Below are 20,383 nucleotides of genomic sequence, written 5' to 3'. Positions count from 1 at the left end.
CGCCGCCGCGGGCGTTGCGTGCCGGTCCACGGCGTTCAGATATCGGAACGTCGCTTGGTGCGCGGCAGCGCTGTCATCCCGGATCGAATAATGTTCCGGCCTGGGGGTTTTCCGTCATTTCCCTGTCGAGCCCCGGCCGATTTTAGGCATTGACAGACGAGAAATATCCGCGATAACGTACCTGCATTCGTGATATCGAACACATATGGCTATTCCCGTTCGCTCCGTCGCCGTACATACGGCGGGAGCATTCCCCGCGTATGTGCCCTTCCTTCAGGAGTCTTCATGACCGCGCCAGATATCAACGCCCCCGACCGTACGTCGCCACCGAGTGGAGAGGCTCGATCGTTGTACCGGACGGTCTTCGCCTGCGGGACGGGTACCGCACTGGAGTACTACGACTTCTTCATCTACGGCACCGCCGCGACCCTGGTCTTCAACAAGCTGTTCTTTCCGCAGGTCAGCCCCTTGGCTGGCACCCTGCTGTCGTTGGCGACTTTTGCCGTCGCCTTCATCGTGCGGCCGCTGGGTGGGGCTCTGTTCGGCCAACTCGGGGACCGCATCGGCAGGAAGCGCATGCTCTTCCTGACGATGCTTCTCATGGGTGGCGCCACCCTCGCGATCGGCCTTTTGCCGACCTTTGACCAAATAGGGCTGATGGCGCCGATTCTGCTGGTGATCGTGCGACTGTTGCAGGGACTTGCGCTCGGCGGTGAACAGGCTGGCGCTACGGTCATGGCGGTCGAGAGTGCCCCGGTCGGACGTCGTGGATTCGTTGGTGCCCTCGTCATGTCGGGCGGTGCCTGGGGGATGCTCATCTCCAACGCGGTGTTTTTCGTGCTGGCCTTCCTCCCGGATCCTCAGTTCATGTCGTGGGGGTGGCGCATCCCGTTCCTTCTGAGTTCCGTGCTCGTCGGTATCAGCCTGTTCGTTCGCTACCGCCTGGAGGAGGCGGAGGACTTCGAGGTCGTCGCCGAACTCGACGCCGTGCGGAAGACACCGTTGAAGGACGCGGTCACTCAGTACTGGGGCCGGATGTTGCTGGTCGTGCTCGGGATGATCGGGATCGGTGTCAACTTTTACATCCTGTCGGTCTACTCCATCTCGTACGGGACGACCATCCTCGACCTCCCCAAGAGCACGATCCTCTCGGCCATTATCATCACGACGATCTTCGCAGTGTTCCTGGTCCCTGCCTTCGGGGCGTTGACCGACAAGGTGGGGCGGAAGCCGGTGTTCCTCGCCTCCAACGTGATCTTCATCATCGTCCCGTTCTTGTGGTTCGCGCTGCTCGAGACGGGTCAGTATTCGCTCATTCTCCTCGGATTCTTCCTGATGATCGTGGGCTACTCGTCGGGGCTGTCGGCCTACTCGACCTTCTTCGCCCTCTCGTTCCCGACGAGCATGCGCCTGAGCGCGACTGCAGTCGCGATTTCGGTCGGAGCGGTTGCCGGCGGATCGGTGGCGCCGTTCGTGGCGACGTGGCTGGAGGCAGCGACCGGGGGATGGCACGCCGTGGCCGCGTACATGTCGACGGCGGCCGCGGTGTCGCTGATCGCCGGTCTGTTCATTCGTGAACTCCCAAAGGGAATGGCCGTTGGAATGCCCGAGGCAACCGACGCCGGTGTCATCTCCGGGATGGAAGATATTACTGATCGGGTGATTTCGTGATCCGGGAAGTCGGATTTGTCGGTCTCGGGTCACTGGGTGCGGCGATCGCACACCGCCTCGTAACACAGGGAATCGAGGTCCACGGCTACGACCTCTCGGCCCTTGCGAGGGATCGGGCAGCTGCGCTAGGAGTTGCGGTGGTCGACTCTCCGATGGATGTTGCTCGACGGTGCGAGACCGTATTCGTCTGCGCACCCTCGTCGGCGCAGGTCCTCGAGATCCTCTTCGATCCGAAGTCTGGTCTTGCGGCTTACGGGTCTGCTGAAGCGCTGTCGGGCGGGATTCGATCGGTGATCGACCTCACCAGCGGGGACCCGGCGAAGACATCCGAGATCGTGGAGCGACTCGGGGACGCCGGTATCAGGTACCTTGACTCTCCTGTCAGCGGGACCGGTGGTGCGGGTGCCGCAGCGGACGGATGCTTGACGCTGCTGGTGGGTGCTTCGGCCGACGACCTTGCGGTGCACCGCCCGGTGCTCGACCTCATCGGTTCCAGCGTGCATCACCTCGGTCCGGCGGGAAGCGGCCACGTCGCGAAATCTCTTAACAATCTCCTGGTCGCCGCCGAGATGATCCTGACATCCGAGGTGGTCGTCTCGGCCATGAAGGCAGGTCTGGACCCTGCAGCTCTGGTCGATGCCATCCAAGCGAGCTCCGGCCGAAACTTCTGCACCGAGTACCGGTTCCCGGAGTTCGTTCTCCGGGGCAACTTTTCGCTTGAGTCCGGCGGAGCCTCCCGGCTCCTCGAGAAGGACTGCGCGCAGGCGGTGACCCTCGCCCGGACACTCGGATCTCCGATGCCGGCCGGAAACGTCATCGCTGAATTGGTCCGCATCGCCGTTGCCGACTACGGAGGGGAGTTGGCTTCGACCAATATCGCCCGTCTATACGCACAGTGGGCCGGAGTGCGGTTCGGTGACGGCGACGAGTAGCGCGGTCGGGGGCTTACCCGATCGGGATCGAAACAATGGTGCGGAGAGAGATCGGAGTTCGGATGAAACTGGTGATGGTCGGTGTGGACGAGAAGGGTCGGTCGTTCGTGCGAAGCGAGTCGTCGCTGTCCGTCGACGACCCGCACACCCTTTGGTTCGGGGGAGTGCCAAGTATCAGGTCGGCCCTGGCGCGACTGGACCCCTGTGCGGCGCTGTCCGGCATCGAACCGGAGGCCGGCGATATCCGCTGGCGCCTGGCGGTCGTCGAAGCGGGTGCTGTCGCATCGCTCCCCGGAATGGAGGACGCATTCGATGATGACGGAATGCACTACACGCGCACGGCGGATTTCGACTTCGTCGTAGCGGGCGAGGTCGTGTGCAGACTGGACACCGCCGACATCGAACTGGCGGCCGGAGACGCCATCGTGCTCCCTGCTGCGCGGCACGCGTGGATCGCAGGTGAGGTCGGGGCCCGCATTCTGTGCTTCATGGTCCGGCCACACGACTGATCGTGAACCGGGTGTGCACGGTCGACGACCGCGTCGAGTTCACCTGGCCTGCAGAGTGATCAACAATGGAAGGTAATTCAGTGGTGTGGCAAGGCAATTACGATGACCTGTACATCGACGGACAGTGGCGTGCGCCCGCATCTTCCGATGTGATCGCTGTCGTTTCTCCGTTCACGGAGCAGGTGATCGCGGAGGTGCCGGACGGATCGCGTGAGGACATGGACCACGCGGTAGCTTCCGCTCGGCGGGCCTTCGACGCCGGTCCGTGGCCGCGACTGCGGCTGGAAGAGCGGATGGGTGCCGTTCGGCGGCTCAGTGAGTACATGCTCGAGAACGAGGAGCTCATCGCGTCGCTGGTCACCTCCGAGATGGGGTGCCCGATATCGCTGTCGCGGGTGATGCAGTCCCGCTCTCCGCGAATGTTGGTGGACAGCTTTCTCGATCTGGCCGGGGGTTATCCCTGGTCTTCAGTTCGGACATCATCTGCAGCACAGGCATTGGTGACCAGGGAGCCGGTGGGAGTGGTGGCCATCGTGATCCCGTGGAACGCTCCGTTGCTGTCGTTGCTGATAAAACTTGCTCCCGCGCTCCTGTCGGGCTGTACCGTCGTGGTCAAGCCTGCTCCCGAAGCTCCCCTGAACACGTATCTGCTCGGCGAGTTGCTCGACAAGGCCGAAATTCCTGCCGGAGTGGTGAACATCGTTCCGGCGGGACGTGAGGCGGGCGAGCATCTGGTGACGCACCCGGATGTGGACAAGGTAGCCTTCACCGGCTCGACGGCGGCCGGTCGCAGGATCGCATCATTGTGTGGCCGCGATCTGCGTCGGGTCACTCTGGAGCTTGGGGGTAAGTCTGCCGCAGTGGTGCTGGAGGACGCGGATCTGGACGTGGTGATCGACAACGTGCGCGCTCTGTCGTTGCGGAACAGTGGCCAGACTTGCAGTAACAAGACCCGGCTTGTTGTACCGCGCCGGCTTGAGCGGGAGATCGGAGACCGGTTAGTGGGCATGATGGAGGGATTGAAGGTCGGTGATCCGATGGATCCGGCCACGGACATCGGGCCCCTTGTCGCACAGCGGCAGCAGGAGCTGGTCAAGAGCTACATCACGACGGGCCGGGAGGAAGGGGCACATCTCCTCGTCGGGGGAGGCACGCCAACCGACCTGCCTCGAGGCTGGTTTGTGGAGCCGACGGTGTTCACCGGAGTTACACCGTCGATGCGCATCGCACAGGAGGAGATCTTCGGGCCGGTATTGACCGTGATCGCGTACGACAGCGAGGACGAGGCGGTGGTCATCGCCAATGACTCAATGTATGGGCTCAGCGGGTCTGTGTTCTCTCGGGACGACGCTCGGGCCCTCGCCGTCGCGCGTGGCATCCGAACCGGAGTCGTGGAGATCAACGGGGGCCCGGTGGGGTGGCAGGCTCCGATTGGCGGGTTCAAGGCCAGTGGAATCGGTCGAGAGTCCGGACCGGAGGGGTTCGACGCCTATAACGAGCTCAAGTCGTACGGCCTCACGAACACTCTGGCGTCAAGTGTCGGAGCCTGACGGACGTCGAGTACTTCGCGCCGACCGCCGTCCTCGCCCCCGTCGGCCGGGTTGGGGTCGTGGTACGTGTGCTGGGTTCATGCCGCCTTCACAGTATAGGTCGCGGTCGACTTCGCCTACGGATTCGATATCCACGAAGACGAGGTCATCGCCTGGACTGCCGACATGGGATGGGCGCTGGGACCGCTGCTGATCATGATCGAATGAAGCTACTCGAGGGCCCTCTTGCTGTGCCGCAATCTGTCTGCCCTCCTTTTGGAGCTGTCCAGCGGTCGACGGCTCCCGGAGGTTCGAATACCCCTGAGTGACGTGAAACTTCGTAGTTTCTGCAGGGAGGAGCCTGGCGTCGGGAATGGGTGTTGCGACGTTGAAGCGAACCCAAAAAGTTCAGGCCAGGATACGGGTATGGGCGTCGGTATTTCGGCTGATGTGCAGGTGCTGAAATCGGTTCACTGTGTGTGGTGCACCGTCAGCGGCGGTGCCGTGGAAACCCCTGTGACGGCGCTCGCTGAAAATGCTCAGTTCTGCTTACCGAAAGTGCTCACCCGTGTGGCTCCGCCGATGAGGGCGGGTCTCCCTCGATGCTGGTGGTCTCTGACCACACACCAGCGATTCGAAGGAGACCCGCAATCTCATGCTGACATGGGAGGAAGACGTGGAAGTACACGCACTGCACAAACAGGGCTGGACGATCTCGGCGATCGCCCGCCACACCGGCCGCAACCGCCGCACCATCCGCAACTACATCAACGGTGTGACCACACCCGGTATCCGCAAACCCGCACGTGAGGACCCGTTCGAACCGTTCGTCGAGTACGTCACCTGCCGGCTGCGGGAGGACCCGCACCTGTGGGCCCGCACCCTGTGCGACGAACTCGAGGATCTCGGCTACCGGTTGTCGTATCCGACGCTGACGCGGCAGATCCGCGACCGCAAACTCCGCCCGGTGTGCGAGGCCTGCGCGAACGCCACCGACCGGGCGAACGCGATGATCGACCATCCGCCCGGCGAGGAAACTCAGTGGGACTGGGTCGATCTGCCGAACAACGGCAAGGCATCGGTGGCGACGGTGGCGGCCGCCGAACCGTTGACCGCGCTGCCGGCCACACCGTATCCGGCGATCCTCACCGAACCCCGGACCGCATCGCGGCAGGCGCTGGTGTCCTACCGCGGCAACCGGTACTCGGTGCCCCCGGAGCTGGCATCTGGCCAGGTCACCGTCACCCAAGTCCTCGGATCGGAGGTGATCGACATCGTCACCACCGCGCAGATCACCATCGCCCGCCACCGCCTCGCCCCGGACGGCGCCGGGGTGATCGTCCGCGATCACGGTCATGTCTACGCGCTCGAGCAAGTGGCCATGGCCGCCGTCGGATCCGCCGGGCGCCCGCACCGCCGGAAAGAACGGATCCCACCCGGACCCGCCGCGATCGAGGCCGCGGACACGTTGCGCCGCACCACCACCGGAACCACCACAACATCGAGTGCGGTCGAACCCTCGGCTGCAACGGCCTCGACGGTCATCGACCTGTCCACCTACGAGCGGGCCGCCCGCGGAAGGAACACCCTCGCATGACCACCACCCCGATCCCCGATGCGGTGCCGGCGCCGAACACCGCCGAGGCGGCCAGCCTCTACCAACGCCTGCGCGGCCATCTGGCGGTACTCAAACTCCACGACGCCGCCGAAGCCCTGCCCGCGGTCCTCGACCGCGCGCAACAAACCAACCTGTCGATGACCGCCACCCTGGAGGAGTTGCTCTCGATCGAGGTCGACGCTACCGAGGCCCGCCGACTCGCCGGACGATTGCGGTTTGCGTGCCTGCCGACACCAGCGTCGCTCGAGGACTTCGACTTCGACGCCGCCGCGGGCCTCGACCGGAAGCTGATCGCCGAACTCGGGACATGCCGCTACCTCGAAACCGCGACGAACCTCCTGCTCATCGGCCCGCCGGGGGTCGGCAAGACACACCTCGCGGTCGGGCTGGCGCGGGCCGCGGTGCACGCCGGATACCGCACCTACTTCACCACCGCCGCTGACCTCGCCGCCCGCTGCCACCGGGCCGCGATCGAGGGCCGGTGGGCGACGACGATGCGGTTCTTCGCCGGCCCCACCCTGCTGGTCGTCGATGAACTGGGCTATCTCCCGTTGCCCGGCGAGGCGGCGTCGGCGCTGTTTCAGGTTGTCACGCAACGGTATTTGAAGACCTCGATCATCATGACGACAAACCGCAGTGTCGGCGAGTGGGGTCAGGTCCTCGGTGACACCACCGTCGCCGCGGCCATGCTCGACCGGCTCCTGCACCGGTCCGTGGTGCTCAACCTGGACGGGGACTCCTACCGCCTTCGGGATCATCACGCCCGCTCCGAAAACCTCCGCAAAGCCACCACCACACCCCGCCAACCGCTACAGTAATCACCGCTCACAGGTGGGCACTTTCACCGAGCAAGTCTGAGCACTTTCGCCGAGCGTCATCACCTGCACGTGAGGAGAAGAGTTGCGATGGCACGGACTACCGAAAACCTCGGCGCCAATCTGCTGCATGGGTTGCGTGTCAGTGTGGTGGGCACCGTTCTGTACGCCGGGGTTGGGGTCATGGGGGTGGGTGTGGTGGCGGTGTGGAAGTTTGCGATGCCCGGTGTGTGAGGTGTGGCCGGGTCGCCGGTGGCCGGTGGTGGATCCGCGTACAGACTGTGGTTTCGGTAGTGATTCACGTGTTCATCGATGTTGTTGCGTGGTGGGCGTACCAGTCGAGAACTTCGAGATTGTCGATGGTGGCGGGGTCGGCGACGTCGGTCGGTTTGTGGCCGAGCAGGATCCGTTTGATCGGTACCTCGAGTTTCTTGCCGGTGCGGGTGTGTGGGATGCCGGGTGCGGTGATGATGTCGTCTGGGACGTGTCGACTTGAGGCTTCGTTTCGTAACCGGTGACGGATGCGGTTCTTTATGTCGTCGTCGATCACCTGTCCCGGGGCCGGAACGACGAACATTGGCATCCAATAGCTTCCGTCAGGTCGTTCTACACCGATGACCAAGGCTTCGACGATTTCGGGGAGTTCCTCGACGATGTCGTAAATGTCGGCGCTGCCGATGCGGATGCCGTTGCGGTTGAGGGTGGCGTCGGAGCGACCGTGCACGGCGATGCCGTGAGCGGTGGTGAGGGTCACCCAGTCGCCGTGACGCCATACACCGGGGTACGTGTGAAAGTAGGCCTCGCGATATTTCCGGTGGCCCGTGTCGTTCCACAGGGACACGGGCATCGACGGCATGGGTGAGGTGACGACGAGTTCGCCGACCGCATCACGTACCGGGGCGCCGGTGTCGTCGAAGGCGTCGACGGCGGCGCCGAGCCAGGGACACGAGATCTGGCCCGGCCAGGTCGGAACGGTGGGGGCACCGCCTAGGAAGGCCGTGACCACGTCGGTGCCGCCGGTGATGGACACAGCGGGGATGTCGGCGCCGACGTGCGACGCGACCCAGTGGGCAGATGCTGCCGGGAAGGGGGCGCCGGTGACGCCGACGGTGCGCAGCATCGTCAGGTCGTGTTCGTCGCGGGGGGTGCAGGCGGCTTTTTCGCAGGCGAGGAGGTAGCCGGGACTGGTGCCGAGCACAGTTGTGCTCGTCTGTGCTGCGATGCGCCAGATGGTGTCGACGTGCCGATGGGTTGGACTGCCGTCATAGCAGACGATGCTGGCGCCGAGAAGCAGTGCGGACAGTTGGAAGTTCCACATCATCCACGACGGGGTGGTGTACCAGAACAGGCGGTCGGTGCGGGCGAGGTCGAAGTGGAACGCCAGCGCTTTGAGGTGCTCGAGGAGCACGCCGCCGTGCCCGTGGACGAGTCCTTTCGGTTGGCCGGTGGTTCCGGAGGAAAACACTACCCACAGCGGATGATCGAACGGCACCGGTTCGGCCGAGAGGGGCGTGGTGGTGTCGGAGGTGGCGTCACTCCAGGACAGGTAGTGAGGATCGTCGGGAAGACCGGTATTGCGGTCCGTCAGGATGGTGCGTCGAACCGACGGCAGGAGCCTGCGGAGTTCCTCGACCGACTGTCGTTTGTCGTGGTGCCGGCCACCGTAGTGGTATCCCGTTGCGGCGACGAGAACGCGGGGCTCGAGCTGCGCGAAGCGGTGCGCTGCCCCGGCCGGTGCGTAGTCCTGCCCGCAACCGGCCCACACCGCCCCCAGGCTGGCGGTGGCGAGGAAGGCTGTGACCGCTTCGGCGGTGTTCGGCAGGTATCCGGCGACTCGGTCGCCGCGGTCGACACCGAGGTTGCGCAGCGTCTGGGCCAACGCCGCCACCTGGGTGCGCAGATCACCGAAGGTCAGCGTGATGCGCGTACCAGTGTCTTCGTCGACCTCTACGAGGGCGGTCCGGTCCGGTTCGGCGTGCCGGAATAGATACTCGACATAGTTCAGTTCGGTATCGGGGAACCAGTGCACATCGGGCATCCGATCACCTGTGAGCGCCGGTCCGGTACCGCGTTCGCCGATGTCGAAGTAGTCCCAGATCGCAGTCCAGAATTGCTCGACGTGCTCGATGCTCCACTGCCAGAGCGCCGCGTAATCGGTGGTGTCGGAGATTTCTGCCCGCTGGTGCCGACAGAGCCAGTCGGCGAAGTCGGTGATTCGGGCGTCGGCGATCTGCCTCGCGGTGGGGGTCCACACGGGGTCGGTCATGGTGTGTCCTTCATGTGGGGAGCTCAGGGGCGGGCAGCTTCGGCCGGCTGTGGCGAGTCGATGACATCTGTGTGTGCGATGTCGGAGTCGATGAGTGCGTCGATCTGTGCGGGGCTGTATCCGAGACCGGTGAGAATGCGCCGGGTGTCGGCGCCGCGGTCGCGGGGAGGGACCCGCACGCTGCCCGGAGTGCGGCTGAGTTTGATCGGTACCCCGGTGGTGCGGTATCCGTCCTTGTCCACGACCATCTGCCGGTGGAGCACGTGCGGGTCGCGCAGGGCTTCGGCGACATTGTGCAGCGCGGATGCCGGTACCCCGCGGGCGAGAAGCTCTGCCGCCAACCGGTGTCGTTGCAACGGGAGGATCTTCTCGGCGAGCAGCGGGCGCAGCTCGGTGACGTTGCTGACGCGGTCGGCGTTGGTGGCGAACCGCGGGTCGTCGGCGACGTCGAGAATCCCGAGCAGGGTGCACAGGTGACGGAACTGGCGGTCGTTGCCGGCGCCGATGAAGATCTTTCCGTCGGCTGCGTCGAAGGTGTCGTATGGGGCGATGGTGGGGTGTGCCGACCCGGTGCGTTGGGGGATGCGACCGTCGGCCAGATGAGCCGGGGAGTGCGGGTGCAGCAGGGAGATCGCAGTGTCGATCAGTGTGCAATCCACCAGTTGACCCATGCCGGTTCGGTGACGTTCGTTGAGGGCGAGCAGGATTCCGGAGAAGGCGTAGATACCGGTGACCATGTCGACGATCGGCACTCCGACGCGCAGAGCCGGTCCGTCGGCTTCGCCGTTGATGCTCATCAGTCCGCTGTAGGCCTGCACGACGGCGTCGTATCCGGGCATGGCTCCCATGGGTCCGTCGGTGCCGAAGCCGGTGATGCGGCATTGGATCAGGTGGGGGTACCGCTCGCGCAGCAGCTCGTCGGGATAGCCCCACTTGGCCAGGGTGCCGGCCTTGAAGTTTTCGACGAGGACGTCGGTGTCGGTGAGCAGGTCCGCGAGCACCCGCTGCCCGTCGTCGGTGCGCAGGTCCAGGCAGATGTTGGACTTGTTCCGGTTGACGCCGCTGAAGTAGGCGCTCATGGTGTCGCTGACGAAAGGCGGTCCCCAGGTGCGGGTTTCGTCTCCGTTGGGGGGTTCGACCTTGATGACCTCGGCGCCGTGATCGGCGAGCATCTGGGTGCACAGGGGGCCCGCGAGAACTCGGGACAGATCGAGCACACGCAGGCCGGTGAGGCTTCCGGTGTCCGGTGGTGGGGTGGTGAGCACAGTGGTAACCGTCCGATCGTGGTCGGTAGGACTCATGGTCAGTAGGACTTGGGCAGGCCCAGGACATGGTTGGAGACATAGTTCATGACCATCTCCTGACTGACCGGGGCCAAACGAAGAATCCGCGATTCCCGGAAGTAGCGTTCGACGTGGTACTCGCGGGCGTACCCCATGCCGCCGTGTGTCTGGATGGCCTGGTCGGCTGTCTTGAAACCGGCGTCGGCACACAGCCACTTGGCCATGTTCGCCTCCCGACCGCACGGCAGGCCCTGGTCGTAGCGCCAGGCCGCGTTGCGGGCCATCAGTTCGGCGGCGTCGAGGCGGGTCACGGCTTCGGCGAGAGGGAAGGCGATGCCCTGGTTCTGTCCGATGGGCCGGTCGAACACGACACGGTCCTTGGCGTATTGCACGGCACGGTCGAGGGCCGCGCGTCCGATGCCGAGGGCCTCGTGGGCGAGCAGGATGCGTTCGGGGTTGAGGCCGTCGAGCAGGTACTTGAACCCCTTGCCCTCCTCGCCGATGCGGGCGCTGTCGGGGACGAAGTAGTCGTCGATGAATACCTCGTAGGAGGAGACGGCGTTGCGGCCCATCTTCGGGATGGCGTTGAGGTGCACGTGCTTGGGATCGATGTCGATCAGGAACAGCGACATGCCGTCGGTGGAGCGCTGTACCTCGTCGCGTTTGGTGGTGCGGGCGATGAGCACCATCTTCGTCGAATCGCCGGCCTTGGTGATCCACACCTTGCGGCCGTTGAGGATGTAGCCGCCGTCGACGCGTTTGGCGAAGGTGGAGATGCGGGTGGTGTCGGTGCCGGCGTTCGGTTCGGTGACGCCGAAGCACACGTGCAGGGATCCGTCCGCTGCGGCGGGCAGGATCTGCTGGCGGAGCTCTTCGCTGCCGTGCTTGACGATGGTGTTCAGTCCGAAGATGGTCAGGTGCATGGTGCTGCAGCCGTTCATGCCGGCGCCGGAGGCGGCGATCTCCTCGAGTAGCAGCGACGCCTCGAAGATCCCCAGACCGCCGCCGCCGTACTGCTCGGGAATGGCGATGCCGAGCCAGCCGCTCTTGGCGAACGCCTCGTAGAACTCCCAGGGAAATTCGCACTTTTCGTCGCGTTCGGCCCAGTAGTCGTCCGAGAAGCTCCGGGCGAGTTCGCGGGCACCGGCGCGCAGTTCCTGCTGTTCGGAGGTCAGTTCGAAGTGCATGAGATGGTCCTTTCGATGATGGTGTGGGCGTGGGCGATCAGGGGAGCGTCGATCATCTGATCGCCGAGCCGGAACACCCCGCCGGTGGAGGCGTCGGGATGGGCGAGGACGGACTGGGCCCACTCGATCTGATCGTCGGTGGCGCGGAAGGCCTCACGGATCGGGGGAACGTGTCCGGGGTGGATGCAGGCCTTGGCGCGGAACCCCATAGCGGCGGCTTCGATCGATTCGTGCCGGAGTCCGTCGAGGTCGGAGATGTCGATGTGGACGGCATCGATGGCAGCCTTGCCTTCGGCGGCGGCCGCGAACAGAACCGTCGCCCGCGCTTGCTCGATCATCGGCCGGTACCGGCCGTCGGGTCCACGGCTGGACCGGCCGCCGATGTCCGCGACGAGGTCTTCCCCGCCCCACATCAGGGCCACACAGTTCGCCTCCGCCGCCAGCCGGGGAGCCGCCAGAACCCCGGCGGCGGTCTCGCACAAGGCGATCACGTCGAATCCGTGCAGGGCACGTAGTTGTTCGGAACGGGACGCCTTGGGAAGCATGAGGGTACGTACTCCCGCGGCGCGCATGGCGGCGACATCGTCGTCGAACCACGGGGTGTCGGCGGCGTTGATTCGCACGACGGCGCGGTCGGGCTCGGCCGCGGCGGCCGCGGCGACCTGGGCCCGCGCAGCATCCTTCTGCTCCGGCGCGATGGCGTCCTCGAGGTCGAAGATGACCACGTCGGCGCGTCCCAAGGCCTTGTCGAACCGGTCGCCGCGATCGCCCGGACAGAACAGCAGGGACGGCCCTGGCCCGAGGATGGTCATCGCTGGTCCTCGGGCGGCAGCCGCCGCATCATTGCGGTGCGGCGGGCTTCTGCGACCACGTCGTCGCGCTGGTTTCGCGCGACGTGCAGGAATTCGACGATCCCGACCTCCGGCCGCGATTTCGACTCTCGCTTGTTCAGCACGGTCGTCTCGGCGTAGAGGGTGTCGCCGGCCAGGACCGGCGTCGGGAAGGCGATCTGCCCGAAGCCCAGGTTGGCCACGGTCGTCTCCTGAGTCAGTTGCGCCACGCTGAGCCCGATCAGCGTCGACAGGGTGAACATGCTGTTGACCAGCCGTTCCCCGAACTCGGTGCGTGCCGAGGCCGCCGCGTCCAGATGCAGGCTCTGCGGATTCATCGTCAATGTTGAGAACAGCGTGTTGTCGGCGGCCTCGACGGTCCGGCCGGGACTGTGGCGGTAGATCACCTCGGGATCGAGTTCCTCGAAGTACAGACCGCGTTGGTGGATGCACACCTTCATTTTGTTCCTAAATATGGACTGAATAGCCTTATATATGGACAGATCGAGTGTTGCGTGAGGTCCGCCACGTTGTCAAGCGGGCGGGGGGTGTCGGGCTGTCGCGTGGCCGGGCCCAAACTCGAGGACTTGACGTGACGTGGCACACTCCCTAGCATCCGTTTCGGGTTCATACATGAGAACTTCGTGTCCATAAATATGAACACTGTGAATGTGCGGGCTACGCGTTGCCGCTTCCAAGCGCAATCTTCGGCCCGATTTCGAGTACGACGCATTCAACCGCGACCATGGACCACAGAAGAAAAGGATCCAGCCACGTGACCGAGCAAATGACCCCACCCAGTACCACCACCTCACCACCGAAGGCGCACAAGTCCGTCGGTCCCGCCGTGGTGATCGGATCGGCACTCGAATGGTTCGACTTCTACCTCTACGCCTCGATGGCGGCCCTGGTGTTCGGACCGATCTTCTTTCCCTCGGAGAACTCGGCCACCGGCACGCTCGCCGCGGTCGCCACCTTCGCGGTCGGATTCCTCGCGCGTCCCTTCGGTGGCATGATCTTCGGCGTCCTCGGCGACAAGATCGGCCGCAAGGCGGTGCTGTCGATCACCTTCCTGCTCATGGGGATCTCATCCGGTCTCATCGGCCTGATCCCCTCGTACGCGTCGATCGGCATTGCCGCCCCGATCCTGTTGGTGGCGTTGCGCATCGCACAGGGTCTCGGCGCCGGCGCGGAGTTCGGCAGCGCGATCGCGGTGTCCTACGAGCACGCCGACAAAAAGTCTCGGGGCCGGCTGGGCTCATGGCCGGCGCTGGGCGTGAACATCGGGTTGCTCGTGTCCTCGCTGACGGTGGCCATCCTGACCAGCCTCAGTGACGAGTTCCTCTACAGCTGGGGCTGGCGCATCCCGTTCATCGCCAGCTTCGCCCTCGTCGGCCTCGGCTTCTGGGTACGACGGCAGATGCCCGAAACCCCGGATTTCGAGCGCCTGGCCGCCCAGGAGAAGAAGCTCGAAAAGTCACGGCCGATGCGCGATTTGTTCAAGTCCGACTGGCGTGGACTCATGGTCGTGATGGCCATCACGGTCGGATACAACGGCGTCAGCTACGTCTTCAAGACCTTCTCGCTGTCCTATCTGACCGAATTCCGCGATGTCGCCGCCAACATCGGGGCCTTCGGCATCACCCTCGCGAGTGCGGTCGCCATCGTCACCGTGCCGATCGCAGGCCGCGTCTGCGACATCGTCGACTCCCGGCGAGTGATCTTGTTCGGAGCCGCGGGCACCGCCGCCATCGCCTTCCCCTTCTTCTGGCTCCTCAACACCGGACGTCCGGTCTACATCTGGGGGGCACTGATCCTGGCCACCGGCATCGCCGTCCCCGCCATGCTCGCCGCCTCCGGATCCTTCCTCGCCCGCCAATTCCCCACCGAGGTCCGTGCTTCCGGACTGGGTACCGGCCGTGAGGTCGGGGGTGCCTTCGCCGGTGGTCTCGCCCCGCTGGCCGCCCTGACCATGGTCACCATGTCCTCGACCAACGCGACCTGGGGAGTGTCCCTGCTCTTCATCGTCGGCGCGCTCCTCATCGCCGGCGGTTCGTTGTTCGATCAACAACGCAACGTCGACCGCCGCGCCGACACCGCCTAATACCTGAGCCGATGCGTCCGGCCGTTCCTCACCATGGAGGGCGACGGCTGGACGCATCGGTTCGGTGGCAGGACGTCCCGATCGACACGGCCTCCCAGATGAAGGCACTCGCCAGTACGCCGAACCTGGCAGAAATTGACTCAAACCCTGCCAGGCCGCTGGGCGCAGTCGAGGAAACCGGAGGGTCAACACGCCATGCATGTGGGAAAAGCACCCGAGCTTCTCCGCTCGATGGTCGCCGCCGGCGCCCTGTCCACCGTCGGTGCCATCCCGGTCTACCTGCTGAGTGCCCAGTCCGTCCTCATCCGCCGCGACCTCGACTTCGACGAGGCCCAGTTCGGGTTCACTGTCAGCGGCTTCTTCGCTGCCGCCGCACTCACCGCGACGTTCGCTGGACGCTTCCTGGACCGCCTCGGCCGCCGCCGCAGCACGGTGCTGGCCGGTGTCACGGCCTGTGCAGGTGGTGCCGGGGTGGCCCTGGTCGCGCATTCCTACTCGATCCTGACCCTCACGCTCGTCGTCCTCGGCGTCGCCAACGCCGTCCTGCAGATCACCGCCAATCTCTCCCTGGCCGACACCATCCCAGCTCATCGGCAGGGCCTGGGCTTCGCGGTGAAGCAATCCGCCGTTCCCCTGGCCATCCTGATCGGGGGGCTCTCGGTTCCCGCGATCGGAACGCTGATCGGTTGGCGGTGGACCTTCGCCTTCACCGCAATCACGGCAGCACTGCTCACGCTGAGGGGACTGCGGATCCGCCCCAGCAGCACCCGCGTGACGGCGACCGCACACCACCTGCAACGCCCACCGCGAGCCGCGCTGGTGCTGGCGTCTTGCGGTATGGGGATGGCCAGCATGGCAGTCAACTCACTCGGGGCCTTCGTCGCCTCCTGGGGATTCCAACTCGGCATCAGCCCGGCCCAAGCCGGCTACCTCATGGCGGGCGGCAGCTGCCTGTCCATCTGCGCCCGACTCATCAGCGGTCAACGCGCGGATCGGCGCAACGGCGGCAACCTCACCGTCGTCATCAGGCAGATCGTCCTCGGAGCCTGCGGCTTCCTGATCTTTGCCATCGACACCGTGCCCACCTTCTGGGGTGCAGCGATCCTCACCTTCTCGATCGGCTGGGCCTGGCCGGGACTACTACTCTTCGCCATCGTGCGGATCGGGCGCGACGCGCCCGGTGCCGCCTCGGGGGCACTCCAAGCCGGGGCCTTCGCCGGCGGCGCGGCAGGCCCGGCGATGTTCGGGCTGATCGTCTCGTACGCCGACTACCCCACCGCATGGCGGACCTGCGCCGCCGCCATGCTGGTCGCCGCCGCCCTGCTGACCGCGGCACGCCGGGGCTTCCTAAACGATCTGCGGACGCGACCGCTGTCCCACCCCGCCGATACCGTCCACACGAACGGAATAGATTGCCATGACCACGTCTACCCCAGCAGTTCGCAGCGCAACAACCACGCACCCTTCGCCCGCGGCACCCTCATCGCCGGACGGTATCGTGAACCGACCGACGAGCCGAAAGATGGAAGCAACAGTGCCAATGCCGGGTGACGCGAAAGAACACCGCACAGTCTCTCGGGTCACCAACATCCTCGAGCTCGTTGCTCGCAGTGAGAACGGGACCCGCTTCGCCGACCTCGCCGCGGCAATCGACGCTCCCCGCTCCTCTGTCCACGTCCTCATCAAAGGCCTGGTCGCTAACGGCTACCTCCACGACGAGGGCGGCAGGTACACCATCGGTTCGGCCGTCCGCGCACTACTTGCAGCACCAACAGTGCCCATCGACAGCGCCGCCCGGCCCAGCATGGAAGCGCTGCACAACAAGTTCAACGAAACCGTGATGCTCTCCTTCCTCGTCGGAGACGCCGTCGTCTACACCGATGTCATCGAATCGACCCAGATGATCCGGTACTCCGCCCCGCTGCGCACCCGCCGACCGCTCTACCCCACCAGCTCCGGAAAATGCTTCCTCGCGTACGCCGGCGACGCCTTCCGCGAAAGCTATCTCGCAGCGCACCTTCCGGACGAGGATGTGCGAGAGCAGGTCCGAGCCGAACTCCGCACGATCGCAGACGAAGGTATCGCCATCAACCGAGGACAAACCCTTCCCGACGTCAGTGGTGTGTCCGTGCCCGTCTTTGGCCACGGACAGCTACTCGCGGTCCTAGCCATGGCCGGCCCCACAACGCGCATCGCCGACCGTCTCGACGAGTTCGCGGCCGCCGCCAAAGAGGAAGCACGCCAGATAACGACACGTCTAGCCCGCTAGCTGACACCCCGCAGTGCGGCAGATTCGAGCCATCAATGCGGGAAGGGGACCGCCAGAAATTCGGTGGATTTGATTTCGGCGCATCCTTTTTACACGCTGAAGGGCAGGGCGGCGGCGAGGGGTGGAGTAATCCGGCGAAGTGTTCGGCCTGGTGTTCGTAAGCGGATGGTCAGCCGCCGGTAGCCGGCGAGCCAGGCGATGGTTCGTTCCCGTGCGTGTACCGAATGTGCAGTATGACTTTGTCCCCCGAAATTCTCGCCACCTCGCCTAGCGTGACCTGCGCTCCGGCCTCATTTACCAGTGCGGCCAGGGTCCGCCGGGCGAGGTCCTCGGGCAATGCAGCGGAGAATTTCAGTCCGCGTAGCGCACCTTTGTCGACGGCAGGTAAAGGGCGGCTGGTTTGCAGCGCGGGCCGCGGCCAGTCCTTCCCGGATCTCGGCGACTGTCACTTGCTCCTCTGTCAAGCAGCGGTAGCGGAGCCCATCAATGATCGGTCTGCGAGCATGGCGCGATAGACGACATCGGAAAGTCTGCGCTTGAGGATGCGAAGAGGTCTCTCCTCTTGTGTGCTTGCTCCAGCGGGTGAGGGTACGTGGTCAACCGTGGCGAGGGGGGTGACGCGGCGGCGTGGGAGGTCGAATCCGTCGCCGGGCCGAGGGCCGTGTCGCCCGTGTCAGCGCCACCGGCGGTGCGGGCTACGCGACGATTCCAAGCGTGGAATGCTCTTGTGCTCATCGCTTTCGGTGTGACCGGCGGGGACGGGCATGAGGAGGTCGTGGCGCCTGAGTTCGTGCGATGTGACTGTGGGCACTTCTTCTCACTTCGGCGGCACGTGGCTTCCTGCCCGATGCCTGGCATGCGGTGGGGCCACGTGTGGCGCCGGGGGAGCTCATGGTCGCACGGGCGGTCTACGGCGATGTCGGGACGTGCGACGGCGGTCGCCATGCCGCGTGCCGTCACTGCCCCGGCGAGTCGGCACTGAGTCTGTCTCTCCCCGACGGGGCAGGGCGTGCTCACCCCGGCCGTTGCGCTCGGGAGACACCCCTGAACGATTGGCTGCGGAACGTCGACGTGGAAGTTTCCGCGCGCACGCTCGGCAAAGAGTTTGCGCGAGATCGACCGTTAGGACAACGACATGTCGACATTGCTGTCGCAAGCGAGCAGGTCCCTTTCGGTTCGAGGAGAGACACATGATGTTCGGGTACGTGCCGTCCAGCTAGAGGGACCCTCTCCAAGGGGTCCAAACCTTGCAACTCATCGCTGTAGTGTTGGAACGTATGGACCGCTATCAGACCCCCGAACGCGTGTGCGGGCATTACAGCACGCCGTTGTAGGGTCCCTGTCGAGGACAGCCCCGCACAGCGTGCCGTCGTGTCGCAGCCGGTCTGCCGGGCCGACCGCCGCACTGCAACCGAACTACCCCCGCATCGCCGAGAAGGCGATGAACAGGAAGGACTCTCACCAGATGGCTAACCCACATCGACTGACCACCGACCAGGTCGTCGACCTGATCAAAGAGGAAACCGGTACCGAGCTGTCTGCCTCGACGTTCCGCGGGTACGTCTCCCGTGGGCAGGCGCCGGCGCCGGTGGAGAAGATCGGCCGCACTCCGCTGTGGAAGCGCTCGGAGATCGTCGAGTGGGCGAACAACAGGCCGGGCCAGGGTGCGCGCACCGACATCCGCAAACCACGTCGGCGCCGCGCCGAGTGAGCACCTTTCATTGTTGCGACACCGAAGACCTGGAGGCCGGTCCGCGGGAGTTCGCCCACCTGCACCTGGGTGGGGCTGGGCCGCACCACGCCAGCGGAGCCCCTGCGCGGGGGAGTGGTGGTGTGACCAGGCGGAGGTGGGCGCATGCTGTACGTGCATCCGGCCCGACGGATGCCGTTGATGCCGCACCTGTAGGCCCGAGAGTGCTTCTGCGGCTTCATGGGTCGGTTGTCGGACGGGGCGATCGGAGGGGCGGTACGGCGACTGGCGCTCGAATTGCATCACCGTGACGAAAGTGGCGTGGGTGTCGCGTGCGTTGGGGTCGTCTGGTGAAAAGCCGGTGAGCGCCGTTGATGAGGATCCTCAATGGATTGCGGCGGCGGCCGCTCGGAAACGGTGACAGGGTGCTGTGCAACGACGAGGCTGATCGCCTGCTTTTGGTGCGATGCAAGCATAGCTAGCGTAGCTAGCGATGCTGTGTTGTCCGGCGCGAGTACTGTTGTTTCGTTGGTGCCGATGAAGGTGGGAGTGGAATCCGTGGCGCATAGGGCTGTGGTGGAGTTGGTGGACGATATCGACGGGACCGTGTTCGGCGACGAGGGGGAGAGCATCAACTACGCGGTTGATGGCGTCGAGTACGAGATCGATCTGAAGACCGAGCACGCCAAGGAGTTCCGCGACGCTCTCGACTACTGGATTGCGCATTCCAGGAGGGTCGGCGGAAGGAAGCGCCGCGCGAATCGGGTGACGGACCCGATCGGGTCGACTCCGAGGACGGGCGAGGTCAAGAAGATTCGGGAGTGGGCGACAGAACACGGCTACGAAATGTCCGCTCGGGGCCGGATCCGTGCCGAGATCGTGCAAGCCTTCCACGACGCCCACTGACACCGCATCGCCAGTCGAGGGTGGTGTCGACTACGGCGTATGGGACCCCCACGTGGCCGGTCCGCGGCGACAACCCTGAAGGTGTCGTCCACAGGTTGAAGGTGGCACAGCCCGACGTGCTGCCGGCCGGTTAGGGAATTGATCGGGTATCTATCGGCTGGTGGCCCAGGTGTTCGAGTCGGTCGAGTTCGGCGAGGAGGGCGTCTCGGCTGGTGTAGGTTTCGGCAGGGGTGCGAAAATCCTCGTCCGGGGAGGGATGGTGGACCTCCCACCGGGGTCCATCGGCGGCGGCAAAGCCGACCGCGATATGTAGTGGTTGGGCAAACTCACCCCAGGCTGTCGCGGCGTGGTCCCGGTTCGGAACGTGATCCCACGTGCCGTCTTCGTAGCTCTCCCACTCGCGGCGACCCTGGAGTATGCGCGTGAGGGTGGGATCGACAAGGTCGTACTCATCAGGCTTCGGGTTGTCGCCGGTGTCCCGGAGTTTGTGGTACTCCTCGACGGTCAGCTCCGGTGCCAGTTCGATGAGCGCCCCCTGTGCGGTCGCGTCGAAGGGGTTGTTGAGGACCATTGCCCTGGAGTCGGGGAAGCTCGCGTTCGCGATCGGGTTTGTGCCGCGGGTCTGCCGTTTGGCCTTGTTCCGCCTCTTCTTCGCGGCCTGCGTGGCCTGCGTTGCTTTCTTCGAGCGTCCCATGGATCTCCTTTGCTACGCGGTCTCTCACGGCGTCGTTGATAGGCAGGGAACAATACTGCACTGACGGTTGGCTTTTCATC

General features: G+C 65.0%; 18 protein-coding genes. 12 read left to right on the top strand and 6 right to left on the bottom strand.

Annotation, left to right across the window (positions count from 1 at the left end):
* Positions 1-285 precede the first annotated feature (285 nt).
* The 7 genes from JWS14_RS44090 (at position 286) to JWS14_RS44060 (ending at position 7,308) form a co-directional block, all read left to right on the top strand.
* Complete coding sequence (locus JWS14_RS44090; protein WP_206016595.1) at positions 286-1,671, top strand: MFS transporter; 1,386 nt, start codon at positions 286-288, stop codon at positions 1,669-1,671.
* The gene (locus tag JWS14_RS44085) at positions 1,668-2,603 is read left to right on the top strand and encodes an NAD(P)-dependent oxidoreductase (protein ID WP_206016594.1); all 936 of its coding nucleotides are present in this window, start codon (positions 1,668-1,670) and stop codon (positions 2,601-2,603) included. The genes JWS14_RS44090 and JWS14_RS44085 overlap by 4 nt, the downstream gene beginning before the upstream one ends.
* A gap of 62 nt (positions 2,604-2,665) precedes the next feature.
* On the top strand, positions 2,666-3,112 hold the full coding sequence (locus tag JWS14_RS44080) for a cupin domain-containing protein (RefSeq protein WP_206016593.1): 447 nt from the start codon (positions 2,666-2,668) through the stop codon (positions 3,110-3,112).
* 80 nt (positions 3,113-3,192) lie between these two features.
* A complete protein-coding gene (locus JWS14_RS44075) occupies positions 3,193-4,662 on the top strand; it encodes an aldehyde dehydrogenase (RefSeq protein ID WP_241031790.1) in 1,470 nt (489 codons plus the stop codon).
* Positions 4,663-5,296: 634 nt separating this feature from the next.
* On the top strand, positions 5,297-6,238 hold the full coding sequence (locus JWS14_RS44070) for a Mu transposase domain-containing protein (protein WP_206016591.1): 942 nt from the start codon (positions 5,297-5,299) through the stop codon (positions 6,236-6,238).
* Positions 6,235-7,077 (top strand): IS21-like element helper ATPase IstB, encoded by an 843-nt coding sequence (istB, locus tag JWS14_RS44065; protein WP_005245523.1) that lies wholly within the window; start codon positions 6,235-6,237, stop codon positions 7,075-7,077. Before JWS14_RS44070 ends, istB begins: the two co-directional genes overlap by 4 nt.
* 87 nt (positions 7,078-7,164) lie before the next feature.
* Positions 7,165-7,308, top strand: a complete 144-nt coding sequence (locus JWS14_RS44060; protein ID WP_206016590.1) for a hypothetical protein — start codon at positions 7,165-7,167, stop codon at positions 7,306-7,308.
* 64 nt (positions 7,309-7,372) lie between these two features.
* On the opposite strand, the gene JWS14_RS44055 is transcribed toward JWS14_RS44060, so the two are convergent.
* The 5 genes from JWS14_RS44055 to JWS14_RS44035 are packed head-to-tail and all read right to left on the bottom strand — an operon-like array spanning position 7,373 to position 13,101.
* On the bottom strand, positions 7,373-9,340 hold the full coding sequence (locus JWS14_RS44055) for an acetoacetate--CoA ligase (protein WP_206016589.1): 1,968 nt from the start codon (positions 9,338-9,340) through the stop codon (positions 7,373-7,375).
* A 23-nt stretch (positions 9,341-9,363) separates the two neighbouring features.
* Positions 9,364-10,605: a CaiB/BaiF CoA transferase family protein gene (locus tag JWS14_RS44050; RefSeq protein ID WP_241031789.1), complete on the bottom strand. Its 1,242-nt coding sequence runs from the start codon at positions 10,603-10,605 to the stop codon at positions 9,364-9,366.
* Positions 10,606-10,643: 38 nt separating this feature from the next.
* Positions 10,644-11,810, bottom strand: coding sequence for an acyl-CoA dehydrogenase family protein (locus JWS14_RS44045; protein WP_206016588.1), 1,167 nt, complete (start codon positions 11,808-11,810; stop codon positions 10,644-10,646).
* Positions 11,795-12,622, bottom strand: a complete 828-nt coding sequence (locus JWS14_RS44040) for an HpcH/HpaI aldolase/citrate lyase family protein (RefSeq protein WP_206016587.1) — start codon at positions 12,620-12,622, stop codon at positions 11,795-11,797. Before JWS14_RS44040 ends, JWS14_RS44045 begins: the two co-directional genes overlap by 16 nt.
* Positions 12,619-13,101 (bottom strand): MaoC family dehydratase, encoded by a 483-nt coding sequence (locus tag JWS14_RS44035; protein WP_206016586.1) that lies wholly within the window; start codon positions 13,099-13,101, stop codon positions 12,619-12,621. Before JWS14_RS44035 ends, JWS14_RS44040 begins: the two co-directional genes overlap by 4 nt.
* A 326-nt stretch (positions 13,102-13,427) precedes the next feature.
* Between JWS14_RS44035 and JWS14_RS44030 the strand changes: the two genes are divergently transcribed.
* The 5 genes from JWS14_RS44030 (at position 13,428) to JWS14_RS44010 (ending at position 19,609) form a co-directional block, all read left to right on the top strand.
* Positions 13,428-14,744 (top strand): MFS transporter, encoded by a 1,317-nt coding sequence (locus JWS14_RS44030; RefSeq protein ID WP_141474310.1) that lies wholly within the window; start codon positions 13,428-13,430, stop codon positions 14,742-14,744.
* 195 nt (positions 14,745-14,939) lie between these two features.
* Positions 14,940-16,295: an MFS transporter gene (locus tag JWS14_RS44025; RefSeq protein ID WP_206016585.1), complete on the top strand. Its 1,356-nt coding sequence runs from the start codon at positions 14,940-14,942 to the stop codon at positions 16,293-16,295.
* Positions 16,285-17,013: an IclR family transcriptional regulator gene (locus JWS14_RS44020; RefSeq protein WP_241031855.1), complete on the top strand. Its 729-nt coding sequence runs from the start codon at positions 16,285-16,287 to the stop codon at positions 17,011-17,013. The genes JWS14_RS44025 and JWS14_RS44020 overlap by 11 nt, the downstream gene beginning before the upstream one ends.
* Positions 17,014-18,478: 1,465 nt before the next feature.
* Entirely contained in the window at positions 18,479-18,724 is a 246-nt protein-coding gene (locus tag JWS14_RS44015) for a helix-turn-helix transcriptional regulator (protein WP_133987316.1), read from the top strand.
* Between the two features lie 537 nt (positions 18,725-19,261).
* Positions 19,262-19,609 (top strand): histone-like nucleoid-structuring protein Lsr2, encoded by a 348-nt coding sequence (locus JWS14_RS44010; RefSeq protein WP_206016951.1) that lies wholly within the window; start codon positions 19,262-19,264, stop codon positions 19,607-19,609.
* A gap of 130 nt (positions 19,610-19,739) precedes the next feature.
* Here JWS14_RS44010 and JWS14_RS44005 read toward each other — a convergent pair whose 3' ends face one another.
* On the bottom strand, positions 19,740-20,303 hold the full coding sequence (locus JWS14_RS44005) for a hypothetical protein (RefSeq protein ID WP_206016584.1): 564 nt from the start codon (positions 20,301-20,303) through the stop codon (positions 19,740-19,742).
* Positions 20,304-20,383 lie beyond the last annotated feature (80 nt).

It is taken from the genome of Rhodococcus koreensis, from assembly GCF_017068375.1.
GTDB classification, from domain to species: Bacteria; Actinomycetota; Actinomycetes; order Mycobacteriales; family Mycobacteriaceae; genus Rhodococcus_F; species Rhodococcus_F koreensis.
Note: the sequence above shows the minus strand (reverse complement) of the source record. Positions and strands in the feature narration are given on the sequence as shown.